Raw genomic sequence first — 25,809 nt, 5'->3', positions numbered from 1 at the left:
GATGGCAGGCAAGGAAGCGAAAACAAAACCCACGGCGATCAGCCCGGCAGATTACATCGCTGCCATGGAAGATGGCCCGCGCAAGACGGACGCCGCTACCGCGCTCGCCTGGATGACGAAGATAACGGGCCTGAAACCGAAAATGTGGGGCCCGTCGATGATCGGTTATGGCCGCTATGCCTATACTTATGACAGCGGCCATTCCGGCGAGGCGATGCTGACCGGCTTCAGCCCGCGCAAGGCAAACCTTGTCTTTTACGCCATGCCGGGCACGCGGGATTACTCAGCCGAGCTTGCCCGCCTCGGCAAGCACAAGACCGGCAAGAGCTGTCTCTATATCAATAAGCTGGCCGATATAGACATGGACGTGCTCGCCGAAATCGTGCGCGATGGTGTCGCCCATATGCGCCGGAATTATCAGTCCTGGGACGAGTGAGCGTGCGGAGGTGCGCTCAGAAGGCCGGCATGTCCATCATTGCCAGCGCGTCGTTCAGGATTTCCTCGCCCAGAAGCTGCGCATAGGTTTCCACGGCGCTTTCGAATTTGGGGTTCTGAACATCCGCGAAGCTCATGCCGCATTGCGAGGTCGCAATGGCCAGCGCGCTGAAGCTGAAGTTGAGCAGGGCCGCATTTGCCTCCGGCTTCTGATCCTGCAAAGCGTGGATCATGACCTGTTTTACATTCGTCTTGAGTTCCGGTGTCGTATTACTTTTCATACAGGTTGCCAGACGATCAGGGTCGAAGTCCGCGAACGCCGGCAGGGCGGAACTGGCGAGCACTGCAGCAGCAATAACAGAACGTAACATGGTTCGTCTCCGGAGCTTGTCGATGTCTCCTCCTGAGTACAACAGCCGCGCGTTCGGCGAAACGAAGGAACGCAGAATCCCTGCTTATGGGTTTACATCCCGGATCAAGCGCCTACCTTGTTCATCTACGCTTCAGGAAGGCGTGGTGCGCAGCTGCGGCCTTCTCCAACCATCCTCCAGAACGATTGGATATCTTATGACTGTCAAGAACGGCGACACCGTACACATCCACTATACCGGCACGCTGAGCGACGGGTCGACTTTTGATAGCTCGCAAGGGCGCGAGCCGCTCTCCTTCGAGGTGGGCAGCGGGCAGATCATTCCGGGCCTGGATTCGGCCATTCCCGGCATGGCGGTGGGCGACAAGAAAACCGTGAATGTGCCCTGCGAAGATGCCTATGGGCCGGTCAATCCGTCCATGCGTCAGGATGTACCGCGTACAGAGTTTCCGCAGGACGTGCCTTCAGAAGTTGGCACCCGTCTGCAGATGCAGACACAGAATGGCCAGGTGATCCCCGTGGTGATCGTTGCTGCCGACGACGCCGCCATCACGCTGGACGCCAATCACCCGCTGGCCGGCAAGGACCTGACATTCGATATTGAACTCGTGGCGATTGGCGCTGCGGCCTGATTGCGGTGGGCGATGGGCCAAGCGTCCATCGCCCACCTTTAGTCCAGCGCCCGCATCGCCGCCGCGATTCCCGCGCCGCCGGGCAGGTCTTCCAACGCCGTGATGACGCCTGCGCGCATCTCAGGCGTCTTGTTCTGGCCGAGCTTGCTGATCCCCTCCAGCCGGCTGGGCCGCATCTCGAAGGCGCGAATGCCATTCAGCAGCGCTTCAAAGACGGCCGGCTTCATCTTCGCCCGCGTCCAGGGCGGCTTGGGCGAGAGGCCAGCCTCGAACACGGCGGAGAGGTCATCCAGAAACGCTGCTGCGCCCTCCCGGCCCGTTTCGGTTACTTCTCCCTCGGCTTCGACCGACAGATAGTTCCAGGTCGGCACCTGATCGGGCACATCGCCATACCAGTCCGGCGAGATGTAGGCGTCCGGCCCGGTGAACACGAGGGTGGCCGCCGCCCCCGCCAGCAGCCGCGCCGTAACCGGATTGGCCGCCGAAAGGTGGAAGCGCAGGACAGGGCTCTCTCCCTCCAGCCGCACGATCACCGGCGTATGCACAGCCAGCGGCGCGCGTTCGCCATTCACCATCACGATGCCCAGAGGATGGGCGGCAATCCGCGCCAGCAGGGTGGCCGGGTCGGTCTCACGGAAGCGGGGCGAAGGGTGCATCGGCTCAGAACAGGTTGCCCTGATCCCCCTTCTTGCGGGGGGCGGGCTTGGGTTTGGCGGCAGGTGGGGGCGTGTCGCCCTCGATGGGCGCGGCGGTGACGTCGCCGTCCGCAAAGGTCACGCGCATGACCGGAAGTGTCCGCGCCTGTCCGGATGTGCGCACCAATTGTCCGGAATTGTCCCGAATGATCACATATCCGCGCTTCAGCGTCGCCTGATAGGACAGCGTTTCGAGCAGCTTGCCCTCCGCGTTCAGCGCCGCCTTGCGCTGCTCGATCAGACGCATCAGCGCAGGGCGCGCGCGCACGGCCGCCTCACGCAGGCGCTGGCGCTGTCCCCGGATTTCCGCCCGCAGGGTAGAGGGCGAAAGCTGCAGCCGGGAGAGCTTCAGGCGCGCCTTCTGGGTCAGCGCCAGGGCGGCGCGGGGCAGGCTGGCGGCGGCATAGTCCAGCCGCTGACGCTTTGATTGCAAAAGGCTTTCCGGGCGGGGCAGGCGGGCCGCGACGAGTTTGTCGCTGGCGCGGGCAAGGGCGCGGGTGAGCGCGCGTTTCAGCCGCTGGCCAGACTCTTCCACGCTGAGGATCAGCTCTGTGCGCACCGGCACGGCGATCTCGGCGGCGCCTGTGGGCGTGGGTGCCCGGCGGTCGGACACATAGTCGATCAGCGTGGTGTCGGTCTCGTGCCCAACCGCTGAAATCAAAGGAATTTCACTCTCGAAAGCGGCGCGGACGACCGTTTCCTCATTGAACGGCCAGAGGTCTTCAATCGAGCCGCCCCCCCGCGCCACGATCAGCACATCGGGCCGGTTTGCCCCTGTCATCGCGTTGAACCCGCGGATGCCGGTGGTCACCTGGGCAGCGGCCTGTTCCCCCTGCACCAGCGCGGGCCAGACAATGACGCGCACCGGAAACCGGTCACGGATCCGGTGGAGGATATCCCGGATCACCGCCCCGGTCGGCGAGGTGATCACCCCGATGGTGCGGGGCATGTAGGGGATCGGCTTCTTGTGTCTGGCGTCGAAGAGGCCCTCGGCAGCGAGCTTTTTCTTGCGCTCCTCCAGCAGCTGCATCAGCGCGCCGGCGCCGGCGGGCCGCATCGTGCTGGCGATCATCTGATAGGCCGAGCGGCCTTCATAGGTGGAGAGGCGCCCGGTGGCGACCACTTCCAGCCCTTCCTCGGGCCGGAAGGTCAGCCGGTCTACCTGGCCCCGCCACATGATGGTGTTGAGGACGGCCTTGTCGTCTTTGAGGTCAGCATACATGTGGCCGGACTTGGCAATCGTCACCCGGCCAAGCTCGCCGCGCACGATCACCTGGTCATAATTGGTCTCGATTGTCCGCTTCAGGCTCGCGGCGAGTTCCGAGACGGTCAGTTCAGGCTGATTTGTGGTCGGCGAGTCAGGCATTTGGGCTTGATCCCATGCCCTGCTCAGCGCATCAAGCCGCCCCATGAACATACTCCTGATCGGATCGGGCGGCCGTGAACACGCCCTGGCCTGGAAGATGGCCCAGTCTCCCCTCGTGGACGTGGTGCATTGCGCGCCCGGCAATCCCGGTATGGACGCGGTGGGCCCCTGTTTTGATGTGGGGGCCGATGACATTGACGGGCTGGTGAAGCTTGCCCTGCAGATAGAGCCCGACCTGGTGGTGATCGGCCCGGAGGCGCCCCTCGCCCTTGGCCTGTCTGACATTCTGCGGGCACGGGGATTTGACGTGTTCGGCCCCTCCAAAGAGGCGGCTCAACTGGAAGCCTCCAAGGCCTTCTCCAAGGGCCGGATGACGAAATACGGCGTGCCTACGGCGGCCTATGGCGAGTTCACCGAGGCTGCGCCTGCCAAGGCGTTCCTGCGCAAGATGCGCGCGCCCTATGTGCTGAAGGCCGATGGCCTGGCAGCCGGCAAGGGCGTTGTAATTGCCGGGACACTGGAAGAGGCCGACAGCGAAATCGACGAGATGCTGTCAGGCAAGTTTGGCGACGCCTCCGCCACGCTGGTGATCGAGGAATTCATGCACGGCGAAGAGGCCAGCGTGTTCGTCATCACGGATGGTGAAGGCGCGATCTTCCTGCCTGCCGCCCAGGATCACAAGCGCGTGGGCGATGGCGACACCGGCCCGAACACCGGCGGCATGGGCGCCTACGCGCCCGCCCCGGTCGTCAGTGAAGAGATCATGTCTCGCGTCAAGTGCGAGATTGCCGCCCCGATGCTGAAGGGCATGGCGAAAGACGGGATGCCCTATCAGGGCGTGCTGTATATCGGCATCATGGTGACCACTGAAGGCCCAAAAGTGGTCGAGTTCAATGCGCGCTTCGGTGACCCGGAATGCCAGGTGCTGATGAAAGGCCTGAAGGGTGATATTGTGCCCGCCATTCTTGTGGCGGCGACTGGTGGCCTGAAAGGCAATGAAGAAGCGTTCGAGGCGCTGCTGGAACTGGAGGACTTCCAACCGGCGGCAACCGTCGTTCTGGCAGCCAAGGGCTATCCCGGCAGCTATGAAAAAGGCACCGTGATTGAAGGCGTGAAACAGGCCGGGGCGCTGGAAGGTGTCACGGTATTCCATGCGGGCACGGATGTTGCCGATGGCGGAAAGCTGATCGCCAAGGGCGGCCGCGTGCTGAACGTGACGGCCAGCGGCGCCACCCTGCGGGAAGCGGTGGACCGGGCCTATGCAGGCGTTGACGCGATCAACTGGCCGGAAGGTTTCTGCCGCCGGGATATTGGCTGGCGCGCGCTCTAGCTAGTCATAGCTGAATGCAACGCTCATCCTGAGCGAAGTCGAAGGATGGCAAGCGGTGCGATCGCCAGCCCCGGCTCGTCCTTCGACTTCGCTCAGGATGAGCCGTTCGGGGGGCAGCGGCGCCTCAGGAATTGGGATCGATCAGGACCTTGATCTCGCTGGGGTTTTTCGCGAGGCTCTCGAAAGCCGCTTCGGTATTGGCGAGTGGCTGGCGGCTGGTGATGAGGCGGGCGGCCTTGTCCGGGTGCGCCTCTATCATGGCGAGGGCAGCGGCGAACTCTTCCGGGCGGTAGGCGAAGCTGAACTCAAGCGTCAGTTCACGGAGGATGCCGTCAAGCGGGGTGAGCTTCTCCTCATGCGGGCAGACGCCGGCCACGATGATATGGCTGTGCGGCGGGGCGCCCTTGATCACCTGATCCAGCATCCCTTGGGCGCCGGTGCATTCGAAGATGTTGGCGCCGGGCGGCAGGCCGCGGAAATCCCGCTCAAGCAGGGGTGACATCGGATAAGGCGTCAGCTTCAGATCGCCCCAGTGATCGAAGGCAGACCCGGCCGACGGATCTATGACAATGTCGGCGCCCAACGCGCTGGCGGCGCGGCGGCGCTCTGCGGAGAAGTCTGCCGCGAGGATGGGCCCTCTGCCCTGCAGGCTGAGCGAGAGGATGACGGCGAGGCCGACCGGGCCGCAACCGATGACGACATTTGGCGCGCGGTTGCGGCTGGCCAGATTGGCCGCATGCAGACCAACGGCCAGCGGCTCGCTCAGCGCGGCAAGATCATGCGGTACACCCTCAGGGATGCGGAAGCTGCGGCAGGCATCAATGCAGGAAAGCTCGGCCAGCCCGCCGCCATGGGCGGGCGAGAGGCCGATGGTCTGCGGGCCTTCATGCGTGTGCGTGAAGGGCAGGCCGGTGATGATGTCGCCGGGCCTAATCTGCGTCTCCGTGCCCGGCGCGATGCCGATCACTTCAGCGGAAAACTCATGCCCCGGAATGATCGCCGGCATCTGGGACAGGGCTTCCGGCGGCAGGGTATCGGCCATGGCCGCCATCTGTTTGCGGGCGCTGAGATCACTGCCGCAGATGCCGGTGAAGATCGGCCGGACGAGGAGTTGGCCAGGCGCAGGCGAGGGGTCCGGCATCTGGCGTATGCTGATGGATTTGCCCTGAAGAACGGCGGCGCGCATGATACGTGTCCTGATGCTTGCTGCGGGTCAGCTCTGGGGCGGAAGGGCGAAGCGGGCGACTTCCGGCTGGCCGGTGTGCGCGGTGGTGCCGCCATCGGCCACCATGATCGTGCCGGTGACATAGGAGGCGTCTTCCGAAGCCAGGAAGGCCACGACGCTGGCCATCTCTTCGGGCTGGGCCGCGCGCCCGAGCGGGATGCGGCTTTCCCATTCTTCCTTCAGGCCCGGCAATTGCTGGGCACCCGCGGTAATCGGTGTATCGACGAGGCCGGGGCAGAGCGCGTTGACGCGGATGCCGTCGCGGGCATGGTCTACCGCGAGCGCGCGGGTGTAGTTGATGACGGCGCCCTTGGCGGCGTTATAGGCGGCGAAGCGGTAGTCTCCGCCCATGCCAGAGATGGAGGCCGTATTCACGATCGCGCCGCCGCGCGGCATGTGGGGGATGGCGAAGTGGCAGGCATAATAGACGCTGTGCAGGTCTACCGCGATGACACGTTCCCACTCCGCAGGCTGAATTTCCACGCTGGTGCCGAAACTGCCAATGCCGGCATTGTTGAAGAGGATGTCGATGCGGCCATGGCGATCCACTGCGGCCTTGATGAGCGCTTCGATATCGCCGGCGCTGGAGACGTCGCATTTGATGGCCATGGCCGTAGCGCCAAGGTCAGCCGCGATGGAGGCGCCGCCATTATCGTTCAGGTCCGCCAGCACCACATGGGCGCCTTCGCGGGCCAGCAGACGGGCGGTGGCCGCGCCAATACCGGAGGCGGCGCCGGTGATGACGGCGACTTTGTTCTCAAATCTTTTCCGGGTCATGTGAGGCTCGCCTATTGCGCGCTGCTGGGCGGGGCTTCGGTGGCCCAGGCCGGGCGGCGCTCCTTGATCACATCGGTGATCTTCGCCCAGGCGGGCAGCGTCTTGGCCAGGAACTTGATGTCGAAATTCTCTTCGCTGCGGAATTCCAGCACCTCGACGCCTTCCGGGCCGGGTGTGTAGCGATAGGCTTTGTCCTTGCCGATGAAGAAGCCGTCACCCTTGCCGAGCTTTTCCGTTCCGAGCTGCAGCGTGCCGGCGACGATGTAGTAAAGGCAATCAGCATTGTGCGTGTGCAGAGGAAGCGGGAAGCCGCTCTTGAACCAGGCATAGGTGAGGCTGAAGCCGGGGCGGGAGAAGAGAGTTTTCACCACATTGCCTTCAGCAAAGCCTGCTTCCAGCGCGCCGCCGATGCCAGCCTGCATGTCTTCATTGAGATCGGCCACTTCCATATGGCCTGTCTCGTCCAGCGTGGGCGCAGAGGCAAAGCGGAAAATTTCCATACCGGCCGTATTGGCAGACGGTTCCGTCGCGGCAGTTGTGGTCATGTGTTCCTCCCGTGCCGGATGATTTCTTGTTATGGCTTCGAAAAGCCTCTGGCGCCGCGCCCGGCAACGCGGCAAGCTGGAAAATTAGTATCATGGTTAGAAAGGTAGTCAATGTTGACTATTTCTGAGCCGGATAGCCAGGATGACGAGTGGGGAGCACAGTCTTGATGGGTATGAACGACAGGAGCGATCCGCTGCCGCATACGCTGGCGGCACGCCCCCGGCGAACGCGGCGGGGCGAAGAAACGCGCCGGCAGCTGATCACTGCGGCCATCGAATGCTTGTGTGAGCGGGGCTATGCCGCCACCTCCATCGAAACGGTGATGGAGCGGGCGGGCGTCAGCCGGGGGTCAGTGCTGCACCAGTTCCCGACGCGGATCGCGCTGATTACCGGCGCGGTTGAGGCGGCGATGGACCAGATGATGGAGCATACGCGAGAGCTGATGCGCGCCTTACCCAATCCGGTGGCCCGGTACCGGGCGATGTGCGACCTGTTCTGGGAGTCCCAGAACATTCCCGAGGGCGCCGCCATTACCGAGGCGCTGCTGGCCTCGCGGTGGGACGCCGCGCTGGGAGAGGCATTGCGGCCCATCGGTATGCGGGTCGAAGCGGAGATTGACCAGGATACATGCGCCACGGCGATTGCTGCCGGGGTGAAGGATGTTGAGGCGGCCATGGTGCATGCCCGCGTGCTGATCCTGACGCTGCGCGGCATCACGCTGGAACTGATGTATGACAAGAACCGGGCGATGATCCACAAGGCCCTGGAACAGATCCGCGCGCAGCATAAGGCGCATTGCGAGGATATGCTGGGGCCGGAACCGGCTTAGCCCTGGGCTTCCTCGTCCTTGAACCAGACCTCGACCGGCCCCTTCAGGGTCAGCTGCATCGGCCGGCCCTTGCGGTCCACAGCCTTGCCGGCGGACACCTTTATCCAGCCCTCGGAGATGCAATACTCCTCGACGGTGGATTTCTCTTCACCGCGAAAGCGCACGCCAATGCCGCGCACCAGCACGTCATAGTCGTAGTACGGGCTGTTGGGATAGATCGAGAGACGGTCGGGAGGTGTATCGGTCATGGCCGGGGTTTAGCCGCCTCGGGCGGGGCGGATCAAGCAAAATAGGCGGCGTTATTTGCCGACGAAGATCAGCGTGCCTGCGGGCACTTCGTTTGCGAACGCGGCCAGGTCGTCCTTCGAGAACACGATGCATCCATTCGACCGGCCGAGCTTGCCATGGCGGGTCAGGAAGGCGGGCTCTGCATAGTCGGCGGCATGGACGACGATCGCCCGCTCACGCGAGGTGCTGTTGGTTTTGTCCAGCCCATCGAGGCGGAAGGACAGGCCATGTTTGCCGGTATATTCCTCGGCGAAACGGAAGGTGCCTTCGCTGCTCGCCTGTGAACCCGGCAGGCTGGAGAAACCGTCGAGATAGCCGTCATGATCCTTGTCGGTGCCCATGCCATGGGCGGCGCGATAGGCCGAGACGGCGCCGGTTGCCAGATCGATGACATGCAGCCGCTTCTTGCTGGAATGCTGGCCATAATCGACGATCACCAGCTTTCCGGTGCTGCCGCCATTACGGGCGTGCGCTTCCATCGCAGCGAGGGCACGTTCCAGGAGTTCCGGGCGTATGAGCCCGTCCGGATCGAGCATTTTTGCCTGCGCGCTCAACCCGGCGCTGGAAAAGATCAGAAAGATCAAGGCGCAAAAACGGAATGCGGTTCTCATCCTGGTATCCTGAAAAGGTGACACGACGCGGCGGCAGGTCTTGGCGGGACGGCGCGGACTTGTATGGTATCCATACAGAATCCGGCAGAATTGAGAGAGACCAAAATGGCAGAGGGCGATACCGCACAAGACCTGTATTCCGGCACAAAGGAAGTCGCCGAGTCGCACCGTTTTGACGAAACCAAGCTGGCTGCCTGGATGGAAGCGAATGTCGAGGGGTATGAAGGCCCGCTGGTGGTGCGCCAGTTCAAGGGGGGGCAGTCCAACCCGACCTATCAGCTGATCACGCCGAAGAAGAAATACGTGATGCGCCGCAAGCCGCCGGGCAAGTTGTTGCCGAGCGCGCATGCGGTGGACCGCGAGTTCACGATCATCAATGCCCTCTACCCGCTCGGCTATCCGGTGGCCCGCCCCTACGGCTTGTGCCTGGATGAGAGCGTTACCGGCACGATATTCTATGTGATGGATTGTGTGGAAGGCCGCATCCTGTGGGATGGTACGTTGCCGGAGTATCAACCGGCCGAGCGCCGCGCGATCTATGAAGCCAAGGTGAAGACCTTCGCCGACCTGCACAATGTGGACTGGCGGAAAGCGGGCCTCGAAGGCTTCGGCAAGGAGGGCGATTATGTCGCCCGCCAGATTCACCGCTGGACGAAGCAGTACAAGGCCTCCGAAACGATCCACATCCCGGAGATGGAAAAGCTGATCGAATGGCTGCCGGGAAACATCCCGCCGGGCGACACGACGACGATTGTTCATGGGGACTACCGCCTCGACAACATGATCCTGCATCCGACCGAGCCGAAGGTGATCGCGGTGCTCGACTGGGAGCTGTCGACGCTGGGTGATCCGATTGCGGACTTTTCCTACCATCTGATGAACTGGGTGATGCCGCCGGGGGATTCGGCGCGTGGCTCTATCATGGCGATCCCGGACCTGAAGGCCTGGGGCATTCCGACGATGGAAGAATATGTGGGCCTTTACTGCGAGCATACCGGCCGCAAGGGCCTGCCAGAACTCGACTATTACTTCTCCTACAACGCCTTCCGCCTGGCCGGCATCCTTCAGGGGATCATCGGCCGCGTGCGCGATGGCACCGCCAACAGCGCCAACGCAGAATCCAACGCTGCGCGTGTCGTTCCGCTGGCACGGTTTGCTTATGAGTATGCCCGCCGCGCCGGCATGCCGGGGTGAGGGACAAGCCTTCCAGCCCGCCGGCCCCTGAGGGGGGCCGGCGGCTGCTGACGCGCCGGGATTTGCTGTTGCTGGCGCTGGCAAGCGCCGTTGTTACGGCAAACGCCTATTACATCCACCCGATCATCGCCCTTGTGGCGAAGGATTTCGGCGTTTCGCCTTCGGGCATCGGTCTGGTGCCCGCGCTGAACCAGATTGCACTTGCAGTCGGGATTTTCGTGCTGCTGCCGCTGGGCGACCGGTTCAGCAACCGTCAGCTGGCAACCGTGTTTGCCGCCGGGCAGTTCCTTGGGCTGATGATGATGGCCTTTGCGGGCAGCTTCTGGCTGTTCGTGGCCGGATCGACTTTCCTCGGCTTCTCGACGATTACTCCCTATCTGCTGCCCGCTTATGCCTCCAAGCGGGTGGAGCCTCAGCGTCTCGGCCAGGTGACAGCGACGCTGACAACCGGAGTGATTGCCGGCATCCTGATCGCCCGTGTGGGCGCTGGCTGGGTGGGCGAGCATCTGGGCTGGAGAACGGTCTACTATATCGCCGCCTGTGTCATGCTGGCGATAACCCTGCTCCTTCCACGGATCATGGAGGGGCGGGAGAAGTCCGCTGCAGAAGGGCCGGCAGAGAATTATTTCGGCCTTGTCCTCTCGGTCATCCCGATTGTGCGGCGCCATCCCGAAGTGGTGCTCTCCGGCGTGATCCAGGGGCTCGGCTTTGGTATTTTCCTGTCCGTGTGGCTGACGCTGGGGCTTCATCTCACCAGCCCCGAGATGGGCTATGGCACCGATACGGTCGGCTATCTGGCGGCGCTGGCGCTGCTGAACCTGATGACGACCGCGCCGCTGGGCGCCTGGGCAGACCGGGTGGGCGCGCGGAAGGCGCGCTTCCTCATTTCTCTGGTGCAGTTTGCCGGTGTCTGCCTCCTCGGAGTTTTCGGGCACAGCCTCTGGCTGCTGATCATCCCGCTGACGCTGATGAACGTTGTCGGCCCGCTGATTGATGTGACGGGGCGGATGACGTTCCTGAGCCAGCCGCCCGGCGTGCGGACCCGGCTGATGACGGCCTATATCGTGCTGATGTTCATCGGCGGCGGACTTGCCAGCTGGGGCGCAACCTTTGTGTATGAGCAGGCGGGTTGGGATGGGACAACGCGGCTGGCACTGATCCTCTCAGCCTTGCTGGTGACGCTGTCCTTTCTGAGTATGCGTTTCATGGGGCGCGGCAAGACGTGACCCCGCCGCCTGAACATGGCAGGATCGATCAAAAGGGAGATGTTATGACCGAAATTCTCAAAGGCCCGCTGCGCAGCCCCGTCAATATGCTGACCGAGCAGAAATATGGTGGCCACAAATCCCTGCATGATGACGCAGAAGCCGCGCGCCTTGGCATCAAGGCGGGGCCTATCGAAGGGCCGACACATTTCCAGCAATTCGTGCCGTTGCTGGCGGACGTCTGGGGCAAGGACTGGTTTGAACGCGGTTGCTTCTCCTGCCATTTCCTCAACATGGTGTTCGATGGCGAGAAAGTCCGTGCCGAGATTGACAAGCCTGCGCCGGGCGCCACGCGCACGGCGGCGCGGGCCTTCAAGGAAGATGGCACGCCCGTGCTGGAAGCCAGTGCCACGCTGGGCCCGGACCATGGCGAGACACTGCTGGAGGCGCGGATGAAGGCGCTGCGCCCCGCGAGCGATCTCGTCATCCTGGCGGACATGAAGGTTGGCCTGCAGGGCGCCGCCGAAGAACGTGTGCGGATGGGGCCGGATCAGAATATGGGCGATCTCTATCCCTTCTCGCTGGCAGAGAAGCTGGCCGTGATCACCGAGAATGACCCGATGTATTCGGATGCCGGCGCCTCGCCCTGGGGGCGTCCGGTGGTGCCGCTCGAAATGGTCAGCGTGCTGGCCAACTATTCCAGCCATGGCGCCCGCTTCCCGGTGAAACATCCGAGCATTGGCCTGTTTGCCGATCTGGAAATCCGGATGATCGAGGGACCGCTTTTCGTGGGCGAGGAATATGTGCTGCGGCGGGAGGTCGTGGCGCTTTCAGAATCGCGGCGGGTGGAGAATTACTGGATCCGCACGCGCATCTTTGATGCCTCCGGCCAGAAGCAGGTGGCCGAGATGCTGCTCAATCACGGCGTGATGAAGGCGAGCTATCCCGAATATCCCAAGGAACGCCTCGCCTGACGTATCGGGGGCGATTGCATCGACGGTAAGGGGCGCTACCCTGCGCGCGATATCTCTGGGAGGGATTACCCGTGAAGAAACTGATTGCCGCCGCGCTCGGCGCGCTCACCCTGTCAGCCCCGGCTATCGCCGAGGATGCCGTCATCCATGCCGGCCATGTGCTCGCCAAGCCGGGCGAAGGCTATCTGACCCGCCAGACAATCCTGGTTGAAGATGGCCGCATCGTGTCGATCACGGCCGGCTATTCGACGCCGAAGAACTATACGGTGATCAATCTGCGAGACGCCTATGTGCTGCCGGGGCTGATCGACAGCCATGTGCACATCACCAGCGAGAACGGGCCGGGCGGGCGCATCAAGGATTTCGAGGATTCCGAGGTCGACACCGCTTTTGACGGCGCTGCCTTTGCACTGGTAACGCTGAAGGCGGGGTTCACCACGGTTCAGGATGTGGGCGCGCCCAACGATTCCATTTTCGGCCTGCGCGACGCCATTGCGCGCGGCGCTGTGCCGGGCCCGCGTATGCGTGCCTCCGGAAGCAGCGTCGCGATCACCGGCGGGCATGGGGACATCAACGGCTATTCCTCGCGCGTGATGGCAGCCTTCACGGGCAGCAGCATCTGCAACGGCGCTGATGATTGCCGCCGGGCCGTGCGCCAGCAGATCAAGGAAGGCGCCGATCTCATCAAGATCACCGCGACCGGCGGAGTGTTGTCCAACACCGCTGCGGGGCTGGAACAGCAATTCACCGATGAGGAGCTGGCCGCCATCGTGGACGCCGCTCACAAGATGGGCCGCAAGGTGACCGCGCATGCCCATGGCAAGAGCGGGGTAGATGCGGCGCTGCGCGCCGGCATCGATTCCATCGAGCACGGCACGTACCTGGATGCCGAGTCTATTGCGCTGTTCAAGCAAAGCGGCGCCATTCTGGTGCCCACCGTGCTGGCGGGCGCGACGGTGACCGGCTGGACGAATGAACCCTGGCTGCCGGCGCCGTCACGGGCCAAGGCGGCGCAGGTTGGGCCGTTGATGCTGGAGATGCTGCGCCGGGCGCATGAGGGCGGTGTGGCGGTGGCCTTTGGCACCGATACCGGCGTCTCGCGCCATGGGGACAATGCCCGGGAATTTGCGCTGATGGTGGAAGCAGGGTTCACGCCCGAAGAAGCCATCCGGTCAGCGACGGTCGTGGCGTCCGAGCACCTGGAAATGGCCAAGGACATCGGCACGCTGGAGCCGGGCAAATATGCCGACCTGATTGCGGTGACCAAAGACCCGCTGAAAGACATCCGCGTGCTTGAGGCGGTCGAGTTCGTGATGAAGGGCGGAGAGGTCTACAAGTCCGGCAAGTAATTTGCAGGGCGACAGGGACGCGGCCTCCCGCTTTGACGGCGGGGGCTGCACCGCTTATGCATTTATGATGGTAAATCCTGCCTGCGCCGGCGTTACCCCTGTGAGGAAAGTCATGGCTATCCGCTCCTGCCTGCTTGTTTCGGCCGCGTTTCTGACGCTGGGCGCCTGTAGCGACACGGCCCCTGCTTCTACCCGTGCGGCGGCCCCAGCCGCCTCAACGGCGGGCGGAGACGAATGTGTGCCGATTGCGGACGGGATGTATGAGATGCGGGATGGCCGCCTGCTGGTGAGCACAACGCCGCCGGAACTTGCCGCCAATAATCCGGCGCTCTGGGCGCAGGAAATTCAGACAGGGCTGCAGGCCGCAGGAATTGACTGGCTTGGCATCACCATGCGCGATCAGGTGGCCGTGGTGACCGGCTCAGCGCCGGACGCCGGCGCCAAGGCGCAGGGCCTTGCTGCCGGATTGGCCGCCATTGAGGGGCATCCGCGCGCGGGGGCTGCCGGGATGCTGGTCGTGGATGGCATTTCAGTTGAGGGCGGCGAAGAGGGCCTCGGCGTGCCGCTGGCGGCGCTGGCGGGTCAATTGACCACGGCGGAAAGCTGTCAGGCGGCGTTCAATGCGACCTCCAGGGACCGGGTCATTCAGTTTGGCACCGGCAATGCCAATATCTCCCCGGTCAGCCTGCCGCTGGTTGATGCGCTGGGCGGGGTTGCCATGCTCTGCCGGGCCTTCGAGATCGAGATTGGTACGCATACGGATACACGCGGCGCGGACGACTATAATTTGCGCGTCTCGCAAGAGCGGGCCGATGCCCTGCGCGCCTATCTGATCGGCAAGGGGCTGCCCGAAGAGACGCTGAAAGCGGTGGGCTATGGCGAAAGCCGCCCGATCGACACAGGTTCGACGGCTGAGGCGCATGCCCGCAATCGCCGGACCGAATTCACGGTAAAGCCGCGCTGAAGCCTCAGAAGTTGAGGATCAGGCCGGTCGACGGGGAGACCTTGGCGTCCAGTGTCTGGCGCCAGGCTGTCTCGATGGCGGCGCGGCCCTTCTGATGTTCCGGCGTCAGGTATTTTGACGAGGCAGCATAGAAACCCGCCAGAGATTTGCCCGTCCGCGCGTTGAGTTCATCCGCCCCCAGCGCCTTGGCACGCTCGGCGGCATATGTTGGCACAAAGAAGAATTCCGGCTGGGGGCCGGGCGCCTCCACCGGCGCGCGATTGCCTTCCCAATCTGTCACGCCAATCACCAGGCTGCGCACCAGCCGGTCTTTCAGGGCGTGATGGACATCGGCTGTCAGCGCCGGGCGGCCAAGGAAATCCACATAGGCGGTGAGGCCGCGGGCATGCAGGCTGTCGACTTCATCATAAGTGGTGGTGCGCGCATAGAGGCCGGAGGCTTCGACAAAGGCCTTGTTGGCCGGTGAGGTGAGGCCGATGGCTTCCACGGCGCCCCGCTGTTTCAGGCAATGGGCAAGCGCCAGGGCCGTTTTCGACGAGGCAGAGGAGATGACGACGGTTTCGGGAATGTCCGCGCCCGTTTCCATCAGGCAGTCATCGATCATCCAGCCGGTGGTGAACAGCGGACGGAACAGCATCTGCTGGGCTTCGAAGGCGGGATCGTAGGAGGGGTCCGCGGCGTTGAAGATGTAGGTGTTGTAGATCGGCGCGAGGCCCTGACGGTGGGCGGCGCCGTCCATGAAGCTCGCCGCGCTGACGCGGATAGGTGAAACGTCGAACTGTTCGGAGACCGGCAGGTAGCCATAGACCCGCGCGCCGGGCGCGACGCCCTCAGCTTTCGACTCGGTCACGGTCGCAAAGCCCCAGACCGGCACGCGGCCAAAGGCCGGATCGGCGGCAGGGAAGAAACTCCAATAGCCCATCGCCTCGCCAAACGTGGCATAGGTGACGTTGTTTGCGGTGAGCGCGAAGGCATCGACCTTCAGGCGGGCCTGGCCGTCAGCGAGCGGAGCCGCAGGCGTTTCGGTCCAGCTTGTGTCGCGCAGATTGCCGCGACGGATCAGAAAGTCAGCCATGTCTTGTCCCCTTTTCAGGGCTCAGCTGCGGCCTTTCCCCATGAATGCGCCGATGCGAGCCTGCATGTCCGGGCCTACACCCTCATTGTTAAGTATTTCCCATTGCAGGCCGCTGTCCATATCCCGCGCGTCCGTTGCCTCCAGAAGGCGTTTGTTGGCAGCATGACTGAACGGCGAATTGGCCAGGATCTGACGGGCGATTCCGTCGATGGCGGCGTCAAATTCCGCATCCGGAACAACGAGTTCTGCAAGGCCAATCCTGAGCGCCTCGGCGGCGCCGAACATTTCGGCGGTGAACATCAGGCGCTTGGCGGTGGCAATGCCGACGCGCCGGGGCAGGCGCTGGCTCATGCCCCAGATCGGGGTGAGCGCCCATTTGGCGTGAGTGTCGCCAAACTTTGCGCTTTCGGCGGCGATGATGAAATCGGCCGCCAGCGCCACTTCCAGGGCGCCGGTGTAACAATGCCCGTGCACGGCAGCGATCACCGGTTTGGGCAGGCGCTCCATCAGGCGGAGGGTTTCCGAATGCCAGCCGCGCGAGGGCACAGCTTCGCCTTCGGCGATATCGGCAAGATCGTGCCCGGCGGAGAAACACCGCCCGGCGCCGCGCAATACCACGCAGCCGATGGAGTCGTCCTTGTAGAGCGCGAGCACATGTTTGCGCAGCTCCTCGAACATACCCACGGTGAGCGAGTTGAGCTTGTCCGGGCGGTTCAGCGTCAGGATGGCCAGGCCATCGCGGTCTTCGCGGAGAACGACGCTCATTTGCCGAGATCCACCATCAGCGACGAGATCGCATGCACAAAGTTGTTCGGCGCAATCGTCTGCTCACCGGTCCATCGCACGTTCGGGAAGCGGCTGAGAATGTTCCGATAGGCCGATTCCAGTTGCATGTTCGCCACACGCTGGCCAAGGCAGACATGCGGCCCGTGGCCGAAGGAAAGATGTTCCTTGGCGTTGGCGCGGTCGATGTCGAAGGTGTTGGGATCTGCAAACTTTGCCGGGTCACGGTTGGCGGCCGGATAATACATCACGACCTTTTCGCCCGCAGCGATCTTCTGGTCACCCAGTTCGGTGTCCTGCGTGGCGGTGCGGCGCATATAGGTGACAGGTGTGACCATGCGGATGGCTTCATGCACGAAATTGGGGAAGCGCTCGGGCTTCTCCTTCAGCTGCTCGCGCAGATGCGGATTTTCCGTCAGCAGGCGCATGGTTCCCGAGAGGGAGTTGCGCGTGGTATCGTTCCCCGCAAAGACGATCAGCAGCCAGGAACCATCCAGGAATTCCGGCGAGAGCGGCTTGCCGTCGATCTGCACATTGGCGATGGCGGAGAGAAGGTCCGGCTGCGGATTTTTGCGCCGCTCATCCAGCAGGTAGCGCCCATATTCGAACATGGCCTGGATTTCGGTCATGAAGGTCATGATCTGCTCAGGCGTCACATTGCCGAGGCCTTCCTGCTGGGCCTGGTATTGCGAGGTCTCAAGGAAGTGCATCCAGTGGACGAGCTTCGGCCGGTCGGCCGGCGGCACGCCGAGGATTTCGCAGAGCGTGAAAAGCGGCAGTTCGGCAGAGAACATCTCCACCATGTCGACCACGGGCCCTTGCTTCTCCATCGCGTCGAGCAGACGGTTGACCTCCACATCCACGCGCTTGCGAAGTTCGGCAACAAAGTCGGCGCGGAAATAGGCCATATGCTCCATACGGAGCGGCGTGTGGAAGGGCCGGTCCAGATTGATCAGCGAGTTCAGCGAAGAGGAATGCAGCAGCGGATGGCGCGGAACGCCCTCCATACCGTAATTCATCAGGATGCCGCCTTTCTGGGATGAGAAAGTTTCGGGCGCCAGCTCGACTTTCTTCACCAGATCGTAGGACGTAACGGCCCAGAATCCTGCGCCGAGGACTTCCGGATGCCACATGACGGGGGCTTTCTCGCGCATTGTCGCGAACGCGTCATGAGTGTAGCCACCATTGTCCGAGAAGACGGTCGGCTGGGTCAGGTCCACCGGCGGCGTGAGGGCGTGAGCCTTGCCGAATTTCGGTTCCTTCGGCGGGCTTTCAACCTGATAGGTTTCGGTGACATTCAGAAGCGTCATTGATCCTGCTCACTGTGATGGCGCCTCCCCTCAGGGAGGCGATTAACTAGAATTTGTACCGTACCGGGATGGATTTCGGGCCGCCGACGAAGTTGGCCTTGATGAAGCTCGGCTCTCCGGCCAGCTCGATCGATTTCACGCGGCTGAACAGCTCCTCATAGATCGCCTGCATTTCGAGGCGGGCAAGGTGCATCCCGAGGCACATATGGCCGCCATAGCCGAAGGAGATCAGCTTGTTGGGCGAGCGGTCGGCGCGGAAGGTGAAGGGATCGTCGAAGACTTCCTCATCCCGGTTGCCCGACGGATAGCAGAGCAGAACGCTCTCCCCCTTCAGGATCTTCTTGCCCCGGAGTTCATAGTCATCCTGCGCGGTGCGCATGAAATGCTTCACCGGCGTCGTCCAGCGGATGGCTTCGTCCACGGCCATGCGCGAGACGGCCTTTGGATCGGCCATCATCTTTTTCAGCTCGGACGGGTTCTGCAGCATGCCGAGCACGCCGCCGCCGGTCGATGCGCTGGTTGTGTCATGGCCCGCAGCGGCCACGATGATGTAATAGCTCATCGCTTCCAGCTGGCCGATCGGCTCGCCGTCCACCATGCCATTGGCGATGACGGTGGAGACATCATCCTTCGGGGTGGCGCGCCGGTCGGCCGTGATGTTGGTGAAGTACATGAAGAATTCGGCCAGCGTCGCCTGGATCGAGGCGAGGCCCTTTTCCACATCGCGCTCCTCGGCGAGGGATTTGTCGCGCATCAGGTCTTCATCCTGCGCGCCGAAAATCTCCTGCGTCAGCTTCAGCATCATCGGTTCATCCGATTCCGGAACACCGAGGATCTGCATGATCACGCGCAAGGGATAATAGAGCGCCACATCGCGCTGGAAATCGCACTCCCCGCCCATGTCTTCCATCCGGTCGACATACTGTTTGGCGATGGATTTGATGGCGTCTTCGCGCTTCTTCACATTCTGCGGCATGAACCATTCCTGGGTCAGGTGGCGCAGCTTGTAGTGCAGCGGGTCGTCCAGCTGGACGAGGGTTTTCAGAAGGTGGGGCTGGCCGAACTTGGCGTAAACGCCCTTCTCCGCCTCGTGATAGGAGAGCATCTCGCGCTGGCCGTTTGTGAACAGCTGGTTCTGGCGAGAAATATCCATGATGTCGGCATGCTTGGTGGCCGCCCAGAAGGGACGGAAGCCTTCAGGCTCGCACCAGGCCAGCGGATCTTCGGCGCGCAGCCGCTTGAAGGCCGCGTCCAGCGCCGCCTGGTCGGCATAGACGGCCGGGGTGACGATCTGATCGCAGGTGGCCGCTGCTGCTTCGCTCATGCGGCGCGCAGGGTCTTTCTTTGTGTCCGGCGGAACCGCCAGCACAGCTGTATCGGACATGTGAAAAGCCTCCAGAGCGTGGGGTGCGGATCTAGGCCCGCTTTCCCTTTACTCTAGTCGAAGGCCCCCGCCTGCCAAGGCGTGACTTAGGGGCAGGAGCGGGCTTGGCGGGCGCAGAATCGACCTTGTGGCCCAGCTCTGCCAGCGCCGCTTCGAGGAGGTCGGAGGGTACCTCATCCACCTGGCCTGGTTTCAGATCTGCCAGCACAAACGGGCCATAACTCACCCGGATCAGGCGGTTCACCGTAAGGCCGACCGATTCCAGCGCCTTGCGCACCTCCCGGTTCTTGCCTTCGGTGAGGGTCACGGTCAGCCAGGAGTTCGCGCCCATCTCCCGGTCGAACACCGCCTTGATCGGCTGGTACTTTACGCCCTCGACCGTAATGCCGCTCGCCAGTTCGTCGATCTTCAGCTGCGTCACCGTTCCCTTGGCGCGGACGCGGTAGGTGCGCTCGAGCGCCGATTTCGGCAGTTCCAGGAAGCGGGCGAGTTCCCCATCATTGGTGAGGAGGAGCAGGCCCTCGGTGGTCAGGTCGAGCCGGCCAACGGTAACGGTCCGGGGCAGGGATTTGGGCAGCTCGTCGAAAATCGTGCGCCGGCCGGCCGGATCGTTGGTGGTGGTGATCAGGCCAGCAGGCTTGTGGTAACGCCAGAGGCGGCTGGCATCAGGCGCCCGAACCGTCTTGCGGCCAACCTTGATCAGCTCCTTGCCGGTCACCTTGAAGGCTGGGGATGTCAGCTTCTGGCCGTTAACGGTCACTTCGCCCGCCTCGATCAGGCGTTCGACCTCGCGGCGGGAGGCAATGCCCGCCCGCGCCAGATATTTGGCGATACGCTCGCCTTCCGACCAGTCGGCCGGGGCGGCAGCAGATTTGTGGGCAGGGGCGGGCCGTTTCGCGCCGGAAGGTTTCCGGTTCGGGCGGGCCGTCTCGCGACGCTCCGTCATGGCAGTGTCTTTCTATGTGGCTTCAGCCGAGGAATTGCAGGACTGGCGCGCCAATAGCAAGGCCGAGCGCCACCTCAGTGGCCATCCAGATCGGGATGATGCGCGTATCGCCGAGTTTCGAACGGTCAAACAGCAGCGAAACCACCCGGCCAAACGCTGCGCCAAACCATCCCGCTGCAATCGGCATCACCGCCAGGGCAGACCCGGCCGGCGGGGTGAGCAGCACAATGCCCAGCGCTACAGCGTGAACCAGGAAGAGAAGGCCGCCATATGTGGCGCGGAACTCCGAATAGCCCCCGCCCTTTGCCGGATCGGCTTTGAGGCGGACGACACCCGAAGCCCATTCGGGCACAAGGAGGGCGCCCAGCCCCATCGCTGCCCCGAGCCCAAGCCCTGTAATCGCTAGAATTTCTGTCAGCGGCATGACGTTTCCCTGCGTTTTCCTGATGTCAGGATAGGCCGTCCAGCCAGCAAGGCCAGTCGGGTCCGCGAAACGTTACAAACACCCTGCTTTCCTGAATTTCCTGTAAACCCTAACGCAATTTCGGAAAAAATTAACCTTTGGGCGGCTTGATCAAATCGAGTTCAGCGGCGCCCCAGAGAATCACTCCCCACTCCCGCCGCAGCGTAACCTGAGGACACGACGCCCATGCGCATGAAGATGTTCGCCGCAGAATCGATGGAAGCTGCCAAGGCGATGATCTTTGCGGAAATGGGCGCGGATGCGGTGATCCTGTCCGAGCGCGAAGTAGATGGCGGCGTGGAAGTGCGCGCGGCCACCGACCGGAAAGGCGCATCAGCTGCCGGGAACGAGCCGCTCTTCCTGCGCGACGCCCGCAATCTCGGCCATGGCCGCGGCGTGGACAATCCGATCTTTGCCCGCGTGCGGGACGCGCTGCTGTGGCATGGCGCCCCGCAACGCTTTGCCGAGCGTGTGGCCAATGAAGGCGCTGGCCGCCGCCCGGGCGAGTTCTCGACGCCTGAGGAGGCGATGGCCGAGGGCCTGTCGCGCCTTGTGACCTGCGATCCTATTCCGGCCCGCCTGGACCGCGACATTCTTCTCGTTGGTCCGCCCGGCCATGGCCGCACCTCGACAGCAGCGAAGCTGACCCGCCGCGCTTCGGTGGCGCGGGCCGAGATCACGCCGCTGGCGGCTGACCTCGACGGGTCTGCAGCCGGTGAGCAATTGGCTGCCTATCTCGAGCGCGAGCGCGGGCAGATCCGGGTGGCTGAAACGCCCGATGCGCTGTTCAGTGAGCTGAGATCCCTGCGCAATGAAAGCCGCCGCTGCGTGATCGACCTGCCGGCCATCAACCCCTTCGAGGGCGATGATCTGGCGAGCCTTGGCGATCTCGTGGCTGCCATCCGCGCCGAGCCGGTGCTGGTCCTTTCTGCTGAGGGGCACCCGGACGATCTGGCCGAGTCCGCCCGCGCTTTCCACCGCGCAGGTGTTCGCCGCGCTATCCTGACCAAGCTTGATGTTGTACGCCGCCGGGGCGGGGCCATCGCGGCTCTTACCTCATCAGGTATCGCATTCTCGCATCTGGCAATCACGCCGTTCATTGGTGGCGGGCTCGTCCCGGCCGCCCCGTCACGTCTTGCTGCGCTTCTTATGGAAGACGCCCGCGGCGATGTGATTGCCCTCAGAGGAGCTGCATGATCCCATGAGCTTTGCCCTTCGCAGATCGCAAGACCGCCCGCCCGTTCGTCCGCCCCCGCGCGTGACGCCGGCTTCCGTCATCACCGTTGCCAGTGGCAAGGGCGGGGTCGGCAAGACCTTTGTATCCATCTCTCTGGCCTCGTCCCTGGCGCAGGCCGGCCGCCGTGTTTTGCTGGTGGATGGCGATCTTGGCCTTGCCAATGTCGACGTTCAGCTGGGCATCGCGCCGGAGACGGATCTGGCGGCTGTGGTGGCTGGCTGGGTTGAGCTTGAAGACGCAGTTACCCCGATTGATGGCGGCGCAGGCCATGGCGGGTTCGATGTGCTGCCGGGCCGTTCGGGCTCCGGTGCGCTGGCTGAGCTGCCCACGGAAGAAGTTGCGCGCCTTGCGGCCGGTCTCTCGGCGCTGGCGCTGCAATATGACCATGTGGTGATTGATCTTGGCGCCGGCATCGAAGCCAACTGCATGCGGCTCGCTCGCTCGGGCGACAAGGCGCTGATCGTCATTACCGATGATCCCGCCTCGATGACCGATGCCTACGCCTTCATCAAGGTGCTGCGCGGCTATGCCCCGTCGGTTGAGCCGCTGATCTGCATCAACCAGGCCGATACGCGCGCGGCGGGTCAACGTACCTATGAAGCCATTGCGCGCGCCTGCCAGACCTTCCTCGGTTTCCGGCCTCGCCTTGCAGGTACGGTCATGCGCGACCCGAAGGTTCGCGATGCAATCCGGTGTCAGAAGACGCTGATGTCAATCGATCCCCAGGCCCAGCCTGTTCAGGATGTGATCGCGGTGGCCCAGGTCATGATGGGCCAGGCCTCCGCAGAGCTTGGCAACTGATCCGTTCAGGGAAAGTGAATCATTTCGTCTGTGGTCCAACGCTTTTTTAATACCTGTTAATAAAGGTACGTTAGGATTCACAATGTTAACCAAAACAGCTACGACTGACTTTAAGATGATTCGGGAGACGAGCGATGCGCGTCCTGCTAATTGAAGATGATCGGGCGCTGGCCCGTTCGATCGAGCTGATGCTCAAAGCCGCTGGCTTCAACGTCTATCTCACTGATCTGGGGGAAGACGGCGTTGATATCGGCAAGGTCTACGAGTTCGACATGATCCTCCTGGATCTGTCGCTGCCTGACATCACAGGCTTTGAAGTTCTCAAGCAGCTCCGCATGAGCCGTGTGAACACGCCCGTCATGATCCTCTCGGGCAATCCGGACATTGAAGCCAAGGTGAAAACCCTCGGCTACGGCGCGGACGACTACCTCACCAAGCCGTTCAACAAGGACGAGCTGATCGCCCGCATCACCGCCATTGTGCGCCGCTCCAAAGGCCATGCCGAGAGCGTGATCCGCACGGGCGAGATCCTGGTGAACCTCGACGCCAAGACGGTCGAAGTGGAAGGCGAGCGCGTCCACCTCACCGGCAAGGAATACGCCATGTTCGAGCTGCTTTCCCTGCGCAAGGGAACGACGCTCACCAAGGAAATGTTCCTCAACCACCTTTATGGCGGCCTCGACGAACCAGAGCTGAAGATCATCGACGTCTTCATCTGTAAGCTGCGCAAAAAGCTGCAGCAGGCCACCGGTGGCAACCACTATATCGAAACCGTCTGGGGCCGTGGCTATGTGCTCCGTGATCCGCGTCCCGGCCAGAAGGCTGGCGAGATCGAGGAAGCCGCCTGAGCTTCCGTTGAGATTTGAAATTGAGCGCCCGGAAAGCCAGACTTTCCGGGCGTTTTCATGTCTGTTGACAGAGTATCGGCAGGCAGAGAAAGCGGCGGCTATTTCCGCCCGCGCGCCTCATCGGTGCCTTTGCGCGCGAGGGCGTCGGCGCGCTCATTGCCTTCGTCGCCATTGTGGCCCTTCACCCATTTCCAGGTGATATCATGGCGTTTGCAGGCTTCGTCCATCGCCATCCAGAGCTCCTGGTTTTTCACCGGCTTCTTGTCGGCGGTTTTCCAGCCATTGCGTTTCCAGCCCTTGATCCATTTGGTCAGGCCGTCCTTCACATAAGTGGAGTCAACATTGAGCGTGACCTTGGACGGACGCTTGAGGGCGTTCAGCGCTTCGACCACAGCGGTCATTTCCATCCGGTTGTTGGTCGTCGCCGGATCGCCGCCATAGAGTTCCTTCTCATGGCCGTTCCAGCGGATCAGCGCGCCCCAGCCACCGGGCCCGGGATTCCCGCTGCAGGCGCCATCGGTCCAGATTTCGATTACATCATCAGTCATCATCGCGAGGTGCGGGGCTTCGGCGCCTGCGTCAAGGCGGGCTTTAGAAGACGCTTACATCCAATTGCGTGAGTTGCCGGGCCGGCTGCACGATCGTGTGGAAAAGAAAGCCGCAGAAGGTGCCGGCGACGCCTCCGATGGAAGCCCCCCCAACCAGCGCGCCGAGGCCGGAGGCGAAGCTGTCGGTCAGCCCGAACAGGCAGGTTGTCCCGCCAACAAGAAAGGCGCCCCAGATGGCCCCCCAGCGAAGATAGGATTTCACCCCGGCGATACGCCGATAGGGAAAGCGGGCAACGGAAAGTCCCATCACAATTGCGGCGGCAGGGATGGTGATGAAAAACAGAATGAAATTCAGCGCTGAAAGCTGGGCTGCCAGCAGGAAGCCGCCGCCGAACTCCCCGGCGCCTGTTGGCGGTCCTGCGCCCATGCCGCCGAGGCCCGTAAAGATGGCGCTCAGCGCCAGCACCAGAAAGCCGATAATCGCGACGGACAGGCAGGCAACGAGGGCGCACAGGAAAACTGCCAGCTTGACCCGTTTGAAGCGCCTGGGCTGCATATCCAGGGTATAGGTGGGCGCCGCCTCAGCGGGCGCGGGCGTCTTGCCTTGCGGGTCGGAAGCTGTGTTTTCCGTCATGCCCCATAGCCCTCGGCGGTTTCCATCTTGCGATGGAAAGCCAGCCGAGCGGCGTATTCAAGGGGGTTTTTGGGCCGCACGAGGGCGCCCGCCGGTGTAGACGTCCAATCGGCAAGCCGCGTCAGGAAAAAACGCATCGCTGAGCCGAGGCAGAGCGCGGGCAGCGCTTCAAGCTCTGCGGCCTCCAGCGGACGCACGGACTGATAGCCCGCGATCAGCGCCGAACCTTTGGAGAAATTGTATTCCAGCCGCGAGGCGTCCGTCGCGTTGCCTTCTTCGAAGGCCCAGGAATTGAGGCAGACGGCGAGATCATAGGCGAGCGCGTCGGTGCAGGCGAAATAGAAGTCGATGGCGCCCGTGAAGGTGTCGCCCAGGAAGAAGGCATTGTCCGGGAAGAGGTCGGCGTGGATCGTGCCGCGTGGCAGGTGATCTGAGAAGGCGCGGGCGGCATTGATCCTGACGAAGCAGGCATCGACCTCATTTGAGAGGCCCGGCTGCAGCGCGTCGGCATTGCCCGCGCAGCCCTCCCACATGCGACGCCAGGAGGCGGGCCCGAGCGCGTTTTCGCGGCGCCCGTCAAAGCCTCCCAGCGCCAGATGCATCCGCGCGAGCCCTTCGCCCAGCGAGCGGCATTGCCTCGCATTCGGCCGCTTGGGCGAAAGCCCCTCAAGGAAAGTGACAATCACGGCCGGCCGGCCTTCCAGCGTGCGCAGCGCCTCTCCATCCCGGCCCATCACGGGCTGCGGGCAGGGAAAGCCCTGCGCGGAAAGATGCTGCTTGAGGCCAATGAAGTAAGGCAGGTCAGCCGCGTTCACCCGCTTTTCAAAGAGGGTGAGAATGTAGCGCCCTTTGCGGGTCTCCAGATAATAGTTTGAATTCTCGACGCCCTCGGCAATGCCCTTGAACGCCAGCGCCTCGCCGAGGTCATACTCGGCGAGGAAGGATGAGAGCGCTTCGTCTGAAACCTGTGTGTATACCGCCATAGGCGGC

The 25,809-nt window shown here is 63.0% G+C and carries 29 protein-coding genes; 12 read left to right on the top strand and 17 right to left on the bottom strand.

From position 1 onward, the window contains the following. Position 1: 1 nt before the first annotated feature. Positions 2–436: a DUF1801 domain-containing protein gene (locus BBF93_RS13555; protein ID WP_035599682.1), complete on the top strand. Its 435-nt coding sequence runs from the start codon at positions 2–4 to the stop codon at positions 434–436. A 16-nt stretch (positions 437–452) separates the two neighbouring features. Here the strand turns inward: BBF93_RS13555 and BBF93_RS13550 are convergent, their stop codons facing one another. Continuing rightward, positions 453–806 (bottom strand): hypothetical protein, encoded by a 354-nt coding sequence (locus BBF93_RS13550; protein ID WP_114106276.1) that lies wholly within the window; start codon positions 804–806, stop codon positions 453–455. A gap of 196 nt (positions 807–1,002) precedes the next feature. On the opposite strand from BBF93_RS13550, the gene BBF93_RS13545 reads away from it, so the two are divergent. Beyond that, entirely contained in the window at positions 1,003–1,437 is a 435-nt protein-coding gene (locus BBF93_RS13545) for a peptidylprolyl isomerase (RefSeq protein ID WP_035599676.1), read from the top strand. Between the two features lie 38 nt (positions 1,438–1,475). Here BBF93_RS13545 and BBF93_RS13540 read toward each other — a convergent pair whose 3' ends face one another. Continuing rightward, a complete protein-coding gene (locus tag BBF93_RS13540) occupies positions 1,476–2,093 on the bottom strand; it encodes an FMN-binding negative transcriptional regulator (RefSeq protein WP_114106275.1) in 618 nt (205 codons plus the stop codon). 4 nt (positions 2,094–2,097) lie between these two features. Further along, the gene (gene xseA, locus BBF93_RS13535; RefSeq protein WP_114107087.1) at positions 2,098–3,498 is read right to left on the bottom strand and encodes an exodeoxyribonuclease VII large subunit; all 1,401 of its coding nucleotides are present in this window, start codon (positions 3,496–3,498) and stop codon (positions 2,098–2,100) included. Between the two features lie 43 nt (positions 3,499–3,541). Between xseA and purD the strand changes: the two genes are divergently transcribed. Beyond that, positions 3,542–4,828 (top strand): phosphoribosylamine--glycine ligase, encoded by a 1,287-nt coding sequence (purD, locus tag BBF93_RS13530; RefSeq protein WP_114106274.1) that lies wholly within the window; start codon positions 3,542–3,544, stop codon positions 4,826–4,828. 124 nt (positions 4,829–4,952) lie between these two features. Here purD and BBF93_RS13525 read toward each other — a convergent pair whose 3' ends face one another. The 3 genes from BBF93_RS13525 to BBF93_RS13515 are packed head-to-tail and all read right to left on the bottom strand — an operon-like array spanning position 4,953 to position 7,375. After that, entirely contained in the window at positions 4,953–6,014 is a 1,062-nt protein-coding gene (locus BBF93_RS13525; RefSeq protein ID WP_051612612.1) for a zinc-binding dehydrogenase, read from the bottom strand. A 27-nt stretch (positions 6,015–6,041) separates the two neighbouring features. Continuing rightward, entirely contained in the window at positions 6,042–6,830 is a 789-nt protein-coding gene (locus BBF93_RS13520; protein WP_114106273.1) for an SDR family NAD(P)-dependent oxidoreductase, read from the bottom strand. 11 nt (positions 6,831–6,841) lie between these two features. Further along, on the bottom strand, positions 6,842–7,375 hold the full coding sequence (locus BBF93_RS13515) for a cupin domain-containing protein (protein WP_035599665.1): 534 nt from the start codon (positions 7,373–7,375) through the stop codon (positions 6,842–6,844). 167 nt (positions 7,376–7,542) lie between these two features. Here BBF93_RS13515 and BBF93_RS13510 point away from each other — a divergent pair, with 167 nt between their 5' ends. Further along, entirely contained in the window at positions 7,543–8,205 is a 663-nt protein-coding gene (locus BBF93_RS13510) for a TetR/AcrR family transcriptional regulator (protein ID WP_051612611.1), read from the top strand. Here BBF93_RS13510 and BBF93_RS13505 read toward each other — a convergent pair. Both BBF93_RS13505 and BBF93_RS13500 read right to left on the bottom strand, forming a co-directional pair. Continuing rightward, entirely contained in the window at positions 8,202–8,453 is a 252-nt protein-coding gene (locus BBF93_RS13505; protein WP_035599662.1) for a DUF3297 family protein, read from the bottom strand. The two genes, BBF93_RS13510 and BBF93_RS13505, sit on opposite strands and share 4 nt — an antisense overlap. Before the next feature lie 51 nt (positions 8,454–8,504). After that, positions 8,505–9,104 carry a murein L,D-transpeptidase catalytic domain family protein gene (locus BBF93_RS13500; protein ID WP_114106272.1) on the bottom strand — a complete coding sequence of 200 codons (600 nt, stop codon included), beginning with the start codon at positions 9,102–9,104 and terminating at the stop codon, positions 8,505–8,507. Between the two features lie 105 nt (positions 9,105–9,209). Here BBF93_RS13500 and BBF93_RS13495 point away from each other — a divergent pair, with 105 nt between their 5' ends. The 5 genes from BBF93_RS13495 (at position 9,210) to BBF93_RS13475 (ending at position 14,790) form a co-directional block, all read left to right on the top strand. After that, the gene (locus BBF93_RS13495) at positions 9,210–10,298 is read left to right on the top strand and encodes a phosphotransferase family protein (RefSeq protein WP_114106271.1); all 1,089 of its coding nucleotides are present in this window, start codon (positions 9,210–9,212) and stop codon (positions 10,296–10,298) included. After that, complete coding sequence (locus BBF93_RS13490; RefSeq protein ID WP_233349132.1) at positions 10,295–11,524, top strand: MFS transporter; 1,230 nt, start codon at positions 10,295–10,297, stop codon at positions 11,522–11,524. Before BBF93_RS13495 ends, BBF93_RS13490 begins: the two co-directional genes overlap by 4 nt. Before the next feature lie 44 nt (positions 11,525–11,568). Beyond that, the gene (locus BBF93_RS13485) at positions 11,569–12,477 is read left to right on the top strand and encodes a hypothetical protein (RefSeq protein WP_051612609.1); all 909 of its coding nucleotides are present in this window, start codon (positions 11,569–11,571) and stop codon (positions 12,475–12,477) included. Between the two features lie 71 nt (positions 12,478–12,548). Then, positions 12,549–13,826: an amidohydrolase family protein gene (locus BBF93_RS13480; RefSeq protein WP_035599657.1), complete on the top strand. Its 1,278-nt coding sequence runs from the start codon at positions 12,549–12,551 to the stop codon at positions 13,824–13,826. 112 nt (positions 13,827–13,938) lie between these two features. Beyond that, complete coding sequence (locus tag BBF93_RS13475; RefSeq protein ID WP_162786570.1) at positions 13,939–14,790, top strand: OmpA family protein; 852 nt, start codon at positions 13,939–13,941, stop codon at positions 14,788–14,790. A gap of 4 nt (positions 14,791–14,794) precedes the next feature. Here BBF93_RS13475 and BBF93_RS13470 read toward each other — a convergent pair whose 3' ends face one another. Genes BBF93_RS13470 through BBF93_RS13445 form a run of 6 tightly spaced genes read right to left on the bottom strand, consistent with a single transcriptional unit; the run spans position 14,795 to position 20,712 of the window. Beyond that, positions 14,795–15,865: a DUF2855 family protein gene (locus tag BBF93_RS13470; protein WP_114106269.1), complete on the bottom strand. Its 1,071-nt coding sequence runs from the start codon at positions 15,863–15,865 to the stop codon at positions 14,795–14,797. A gap of 21 nt (positions 15,866–15,886) precedes the next feature. Then, positions 15,887–16,630, bottom strand: a complete 744-nt coding sequence (locus tag BBF93_RS13465) for an enoyl-CoA hydratase/isomerase family protein (protein WP_114106268.1) — start codon at positions 16,628–16,630, stop codon at positions 15,887–15,889. Beyond that, positions 16,627–17,958, bottom strand: coding sequence for a cytochrome P450 (locus BBF93_RS13460; RefSeq protein ID WP_233349131.1), 1,332 nt, complete (start codon positions 17,956–17,958; stop codon positions 16,627–16,629). The genes BBF93_RS13465 and BBF93_RS13460 overlap by 4 nt, the downstream gene beginning before the upstream one ends. A 46-nt stretch (positions 17,959–18,004) precedes the next feature. Further along, positions 18,005–19,342, bottom strand: coding sequence for a cytochrome P450 (locus BBF93_RS13455; protein WP_114106267.1), 1,338 nt, complete (start codon positions 19,340–19,342; stop codon positions 18,005–18,007). Positions 19,343–19,373: 31 nt separating this feature from the next. Next, positions 19,374–20,288: a pseudouridine synthase gene (locus BBF93_RS13450; RefSeq protein ID WP_114106266.1), complete on the bottom strand. Its 915-nt coding sequence runs from the start codon at positions 20,286–20,288 to the stop codon at positions 19,374–19,376. Positions 20,289–20,310: 22 nt separating this feature from the next. Beyond that, positions 20,311–20,712 carry a hypothetical protein gene (locus BBF93_RS13445; RefSeq protein ID WP_114106265.1) on the bottom strand — a complete coding sequence of 134 codons (402 nt, stop codon included), beginning with the start codon at positions 20,710–20,712 and terminating at the stop codon, positions 20,311–20,313. A gap of 225 nt (positions 20,713–20,937) precedes the next feature. Here BBF93_RS13445 and BBF93_RS13440 point away from each other — a divergent pair, with 225 nt between their 5' ends. The 3 genes from BBF93_RS13440 (at position 20,938) to ctrA (ending at position 23,637) form a co-directional block, all read left to right on the top strand. Beyond that, positions 20,938–21,948 (top strand): flagellar biosynthesis protein FlhF, encoded by a 1,011-nt coding sequence (locus BBF93_RS13440; protein WP_035599641.1) that lies wholly within the window; start codon positions 20,938–20,940, stop codon positions 21,946–21,948. 4 nt (positions 21,949–21,952) lie between these two features. Then, a complete protein-coding gene (locus BBF93_RS13435; protein WP_035599637.1) occupies positions 21,953–22,789 on the top strand; it encodes an AAA family ATPase in 837 nt (278 codons plus the stop codon). Between the two features lie 134 nt (positions 22,790–22,923). Next, positions 22,924–23,637, top strand: coding sequence for a response regulator transcription factor CtrA (gene ctrA / locus BBF93_RS13430; protein ID WP_035599634.1), 714 nt, complete (start codon positions 22,924–22,926; stop codon positions 23,635–23,637). Positions 23,638–23,735: 98 nt separating this feature from the next. Here ctrA and rnhA read toward each other — a convergent pair whose 3' ends face one another. Genes rnhA through BBF93_RS13415 form a run of 3 tightly spaced genes read right to left on the bottom strand, consistent with a single transcriptional unit; the run spans position 23,736 to position 25,802 of the window. After that, positions 23,736–24,185 (bottom strand): ribonuclease HI, encoded by a 450-nt coding sequence (rnhA, locus tag BBF93_RS13425; RefSeq protein WP_035599815.1) that lies wholly within the window; start codon positions 24,183–24,185, stop codon positions 23,736–23,738. Between the two features lie 43 nt (positions 24,186–24,228). After that, a complete protein-coding gene (locus BBF93_RS13420; RefSeq protein ID WP_035599632.1) occupies positions 24,229–24,819 on the bottom strand; it encodes a hypothetical protein in 591 nt (196 codons plus the stop codon). After that, positions 24,816–25,802 carry a homoserine kinase gene (locus BBF93_RS13415; RefSeq protein WP_035599630.1) on the bottom strand — a complete coding sequence of 329 codons (987 nt, stop codon included), beginning with the start codon at positions 25,800–25,802 and terminating at the stop codon, positions 24,816–24,818. Before BBF93_RS13415 ends, BBF93_RS13420 begins: the two co-directional genes overlap by 4 nt. Positions 25,803–25,809 lie beyond the last annotated feature (7 nt).

This window comes from Hyphomonas sp. CACIAM 19H1 (genome assembly GCF_003325995.1).
GTDB lineage: Bacteria > Pseudomonadota > Alphaproteobacteria > Caulobacterales > Hyphomonadaceae > Hyphomonas > Hyphomonas polymorpha.
The sequence above is the reverse complement of the archived record's forward strand: the minus strand, read 5'-3'. Positions and strand labels throughout refer to the sequence as shown.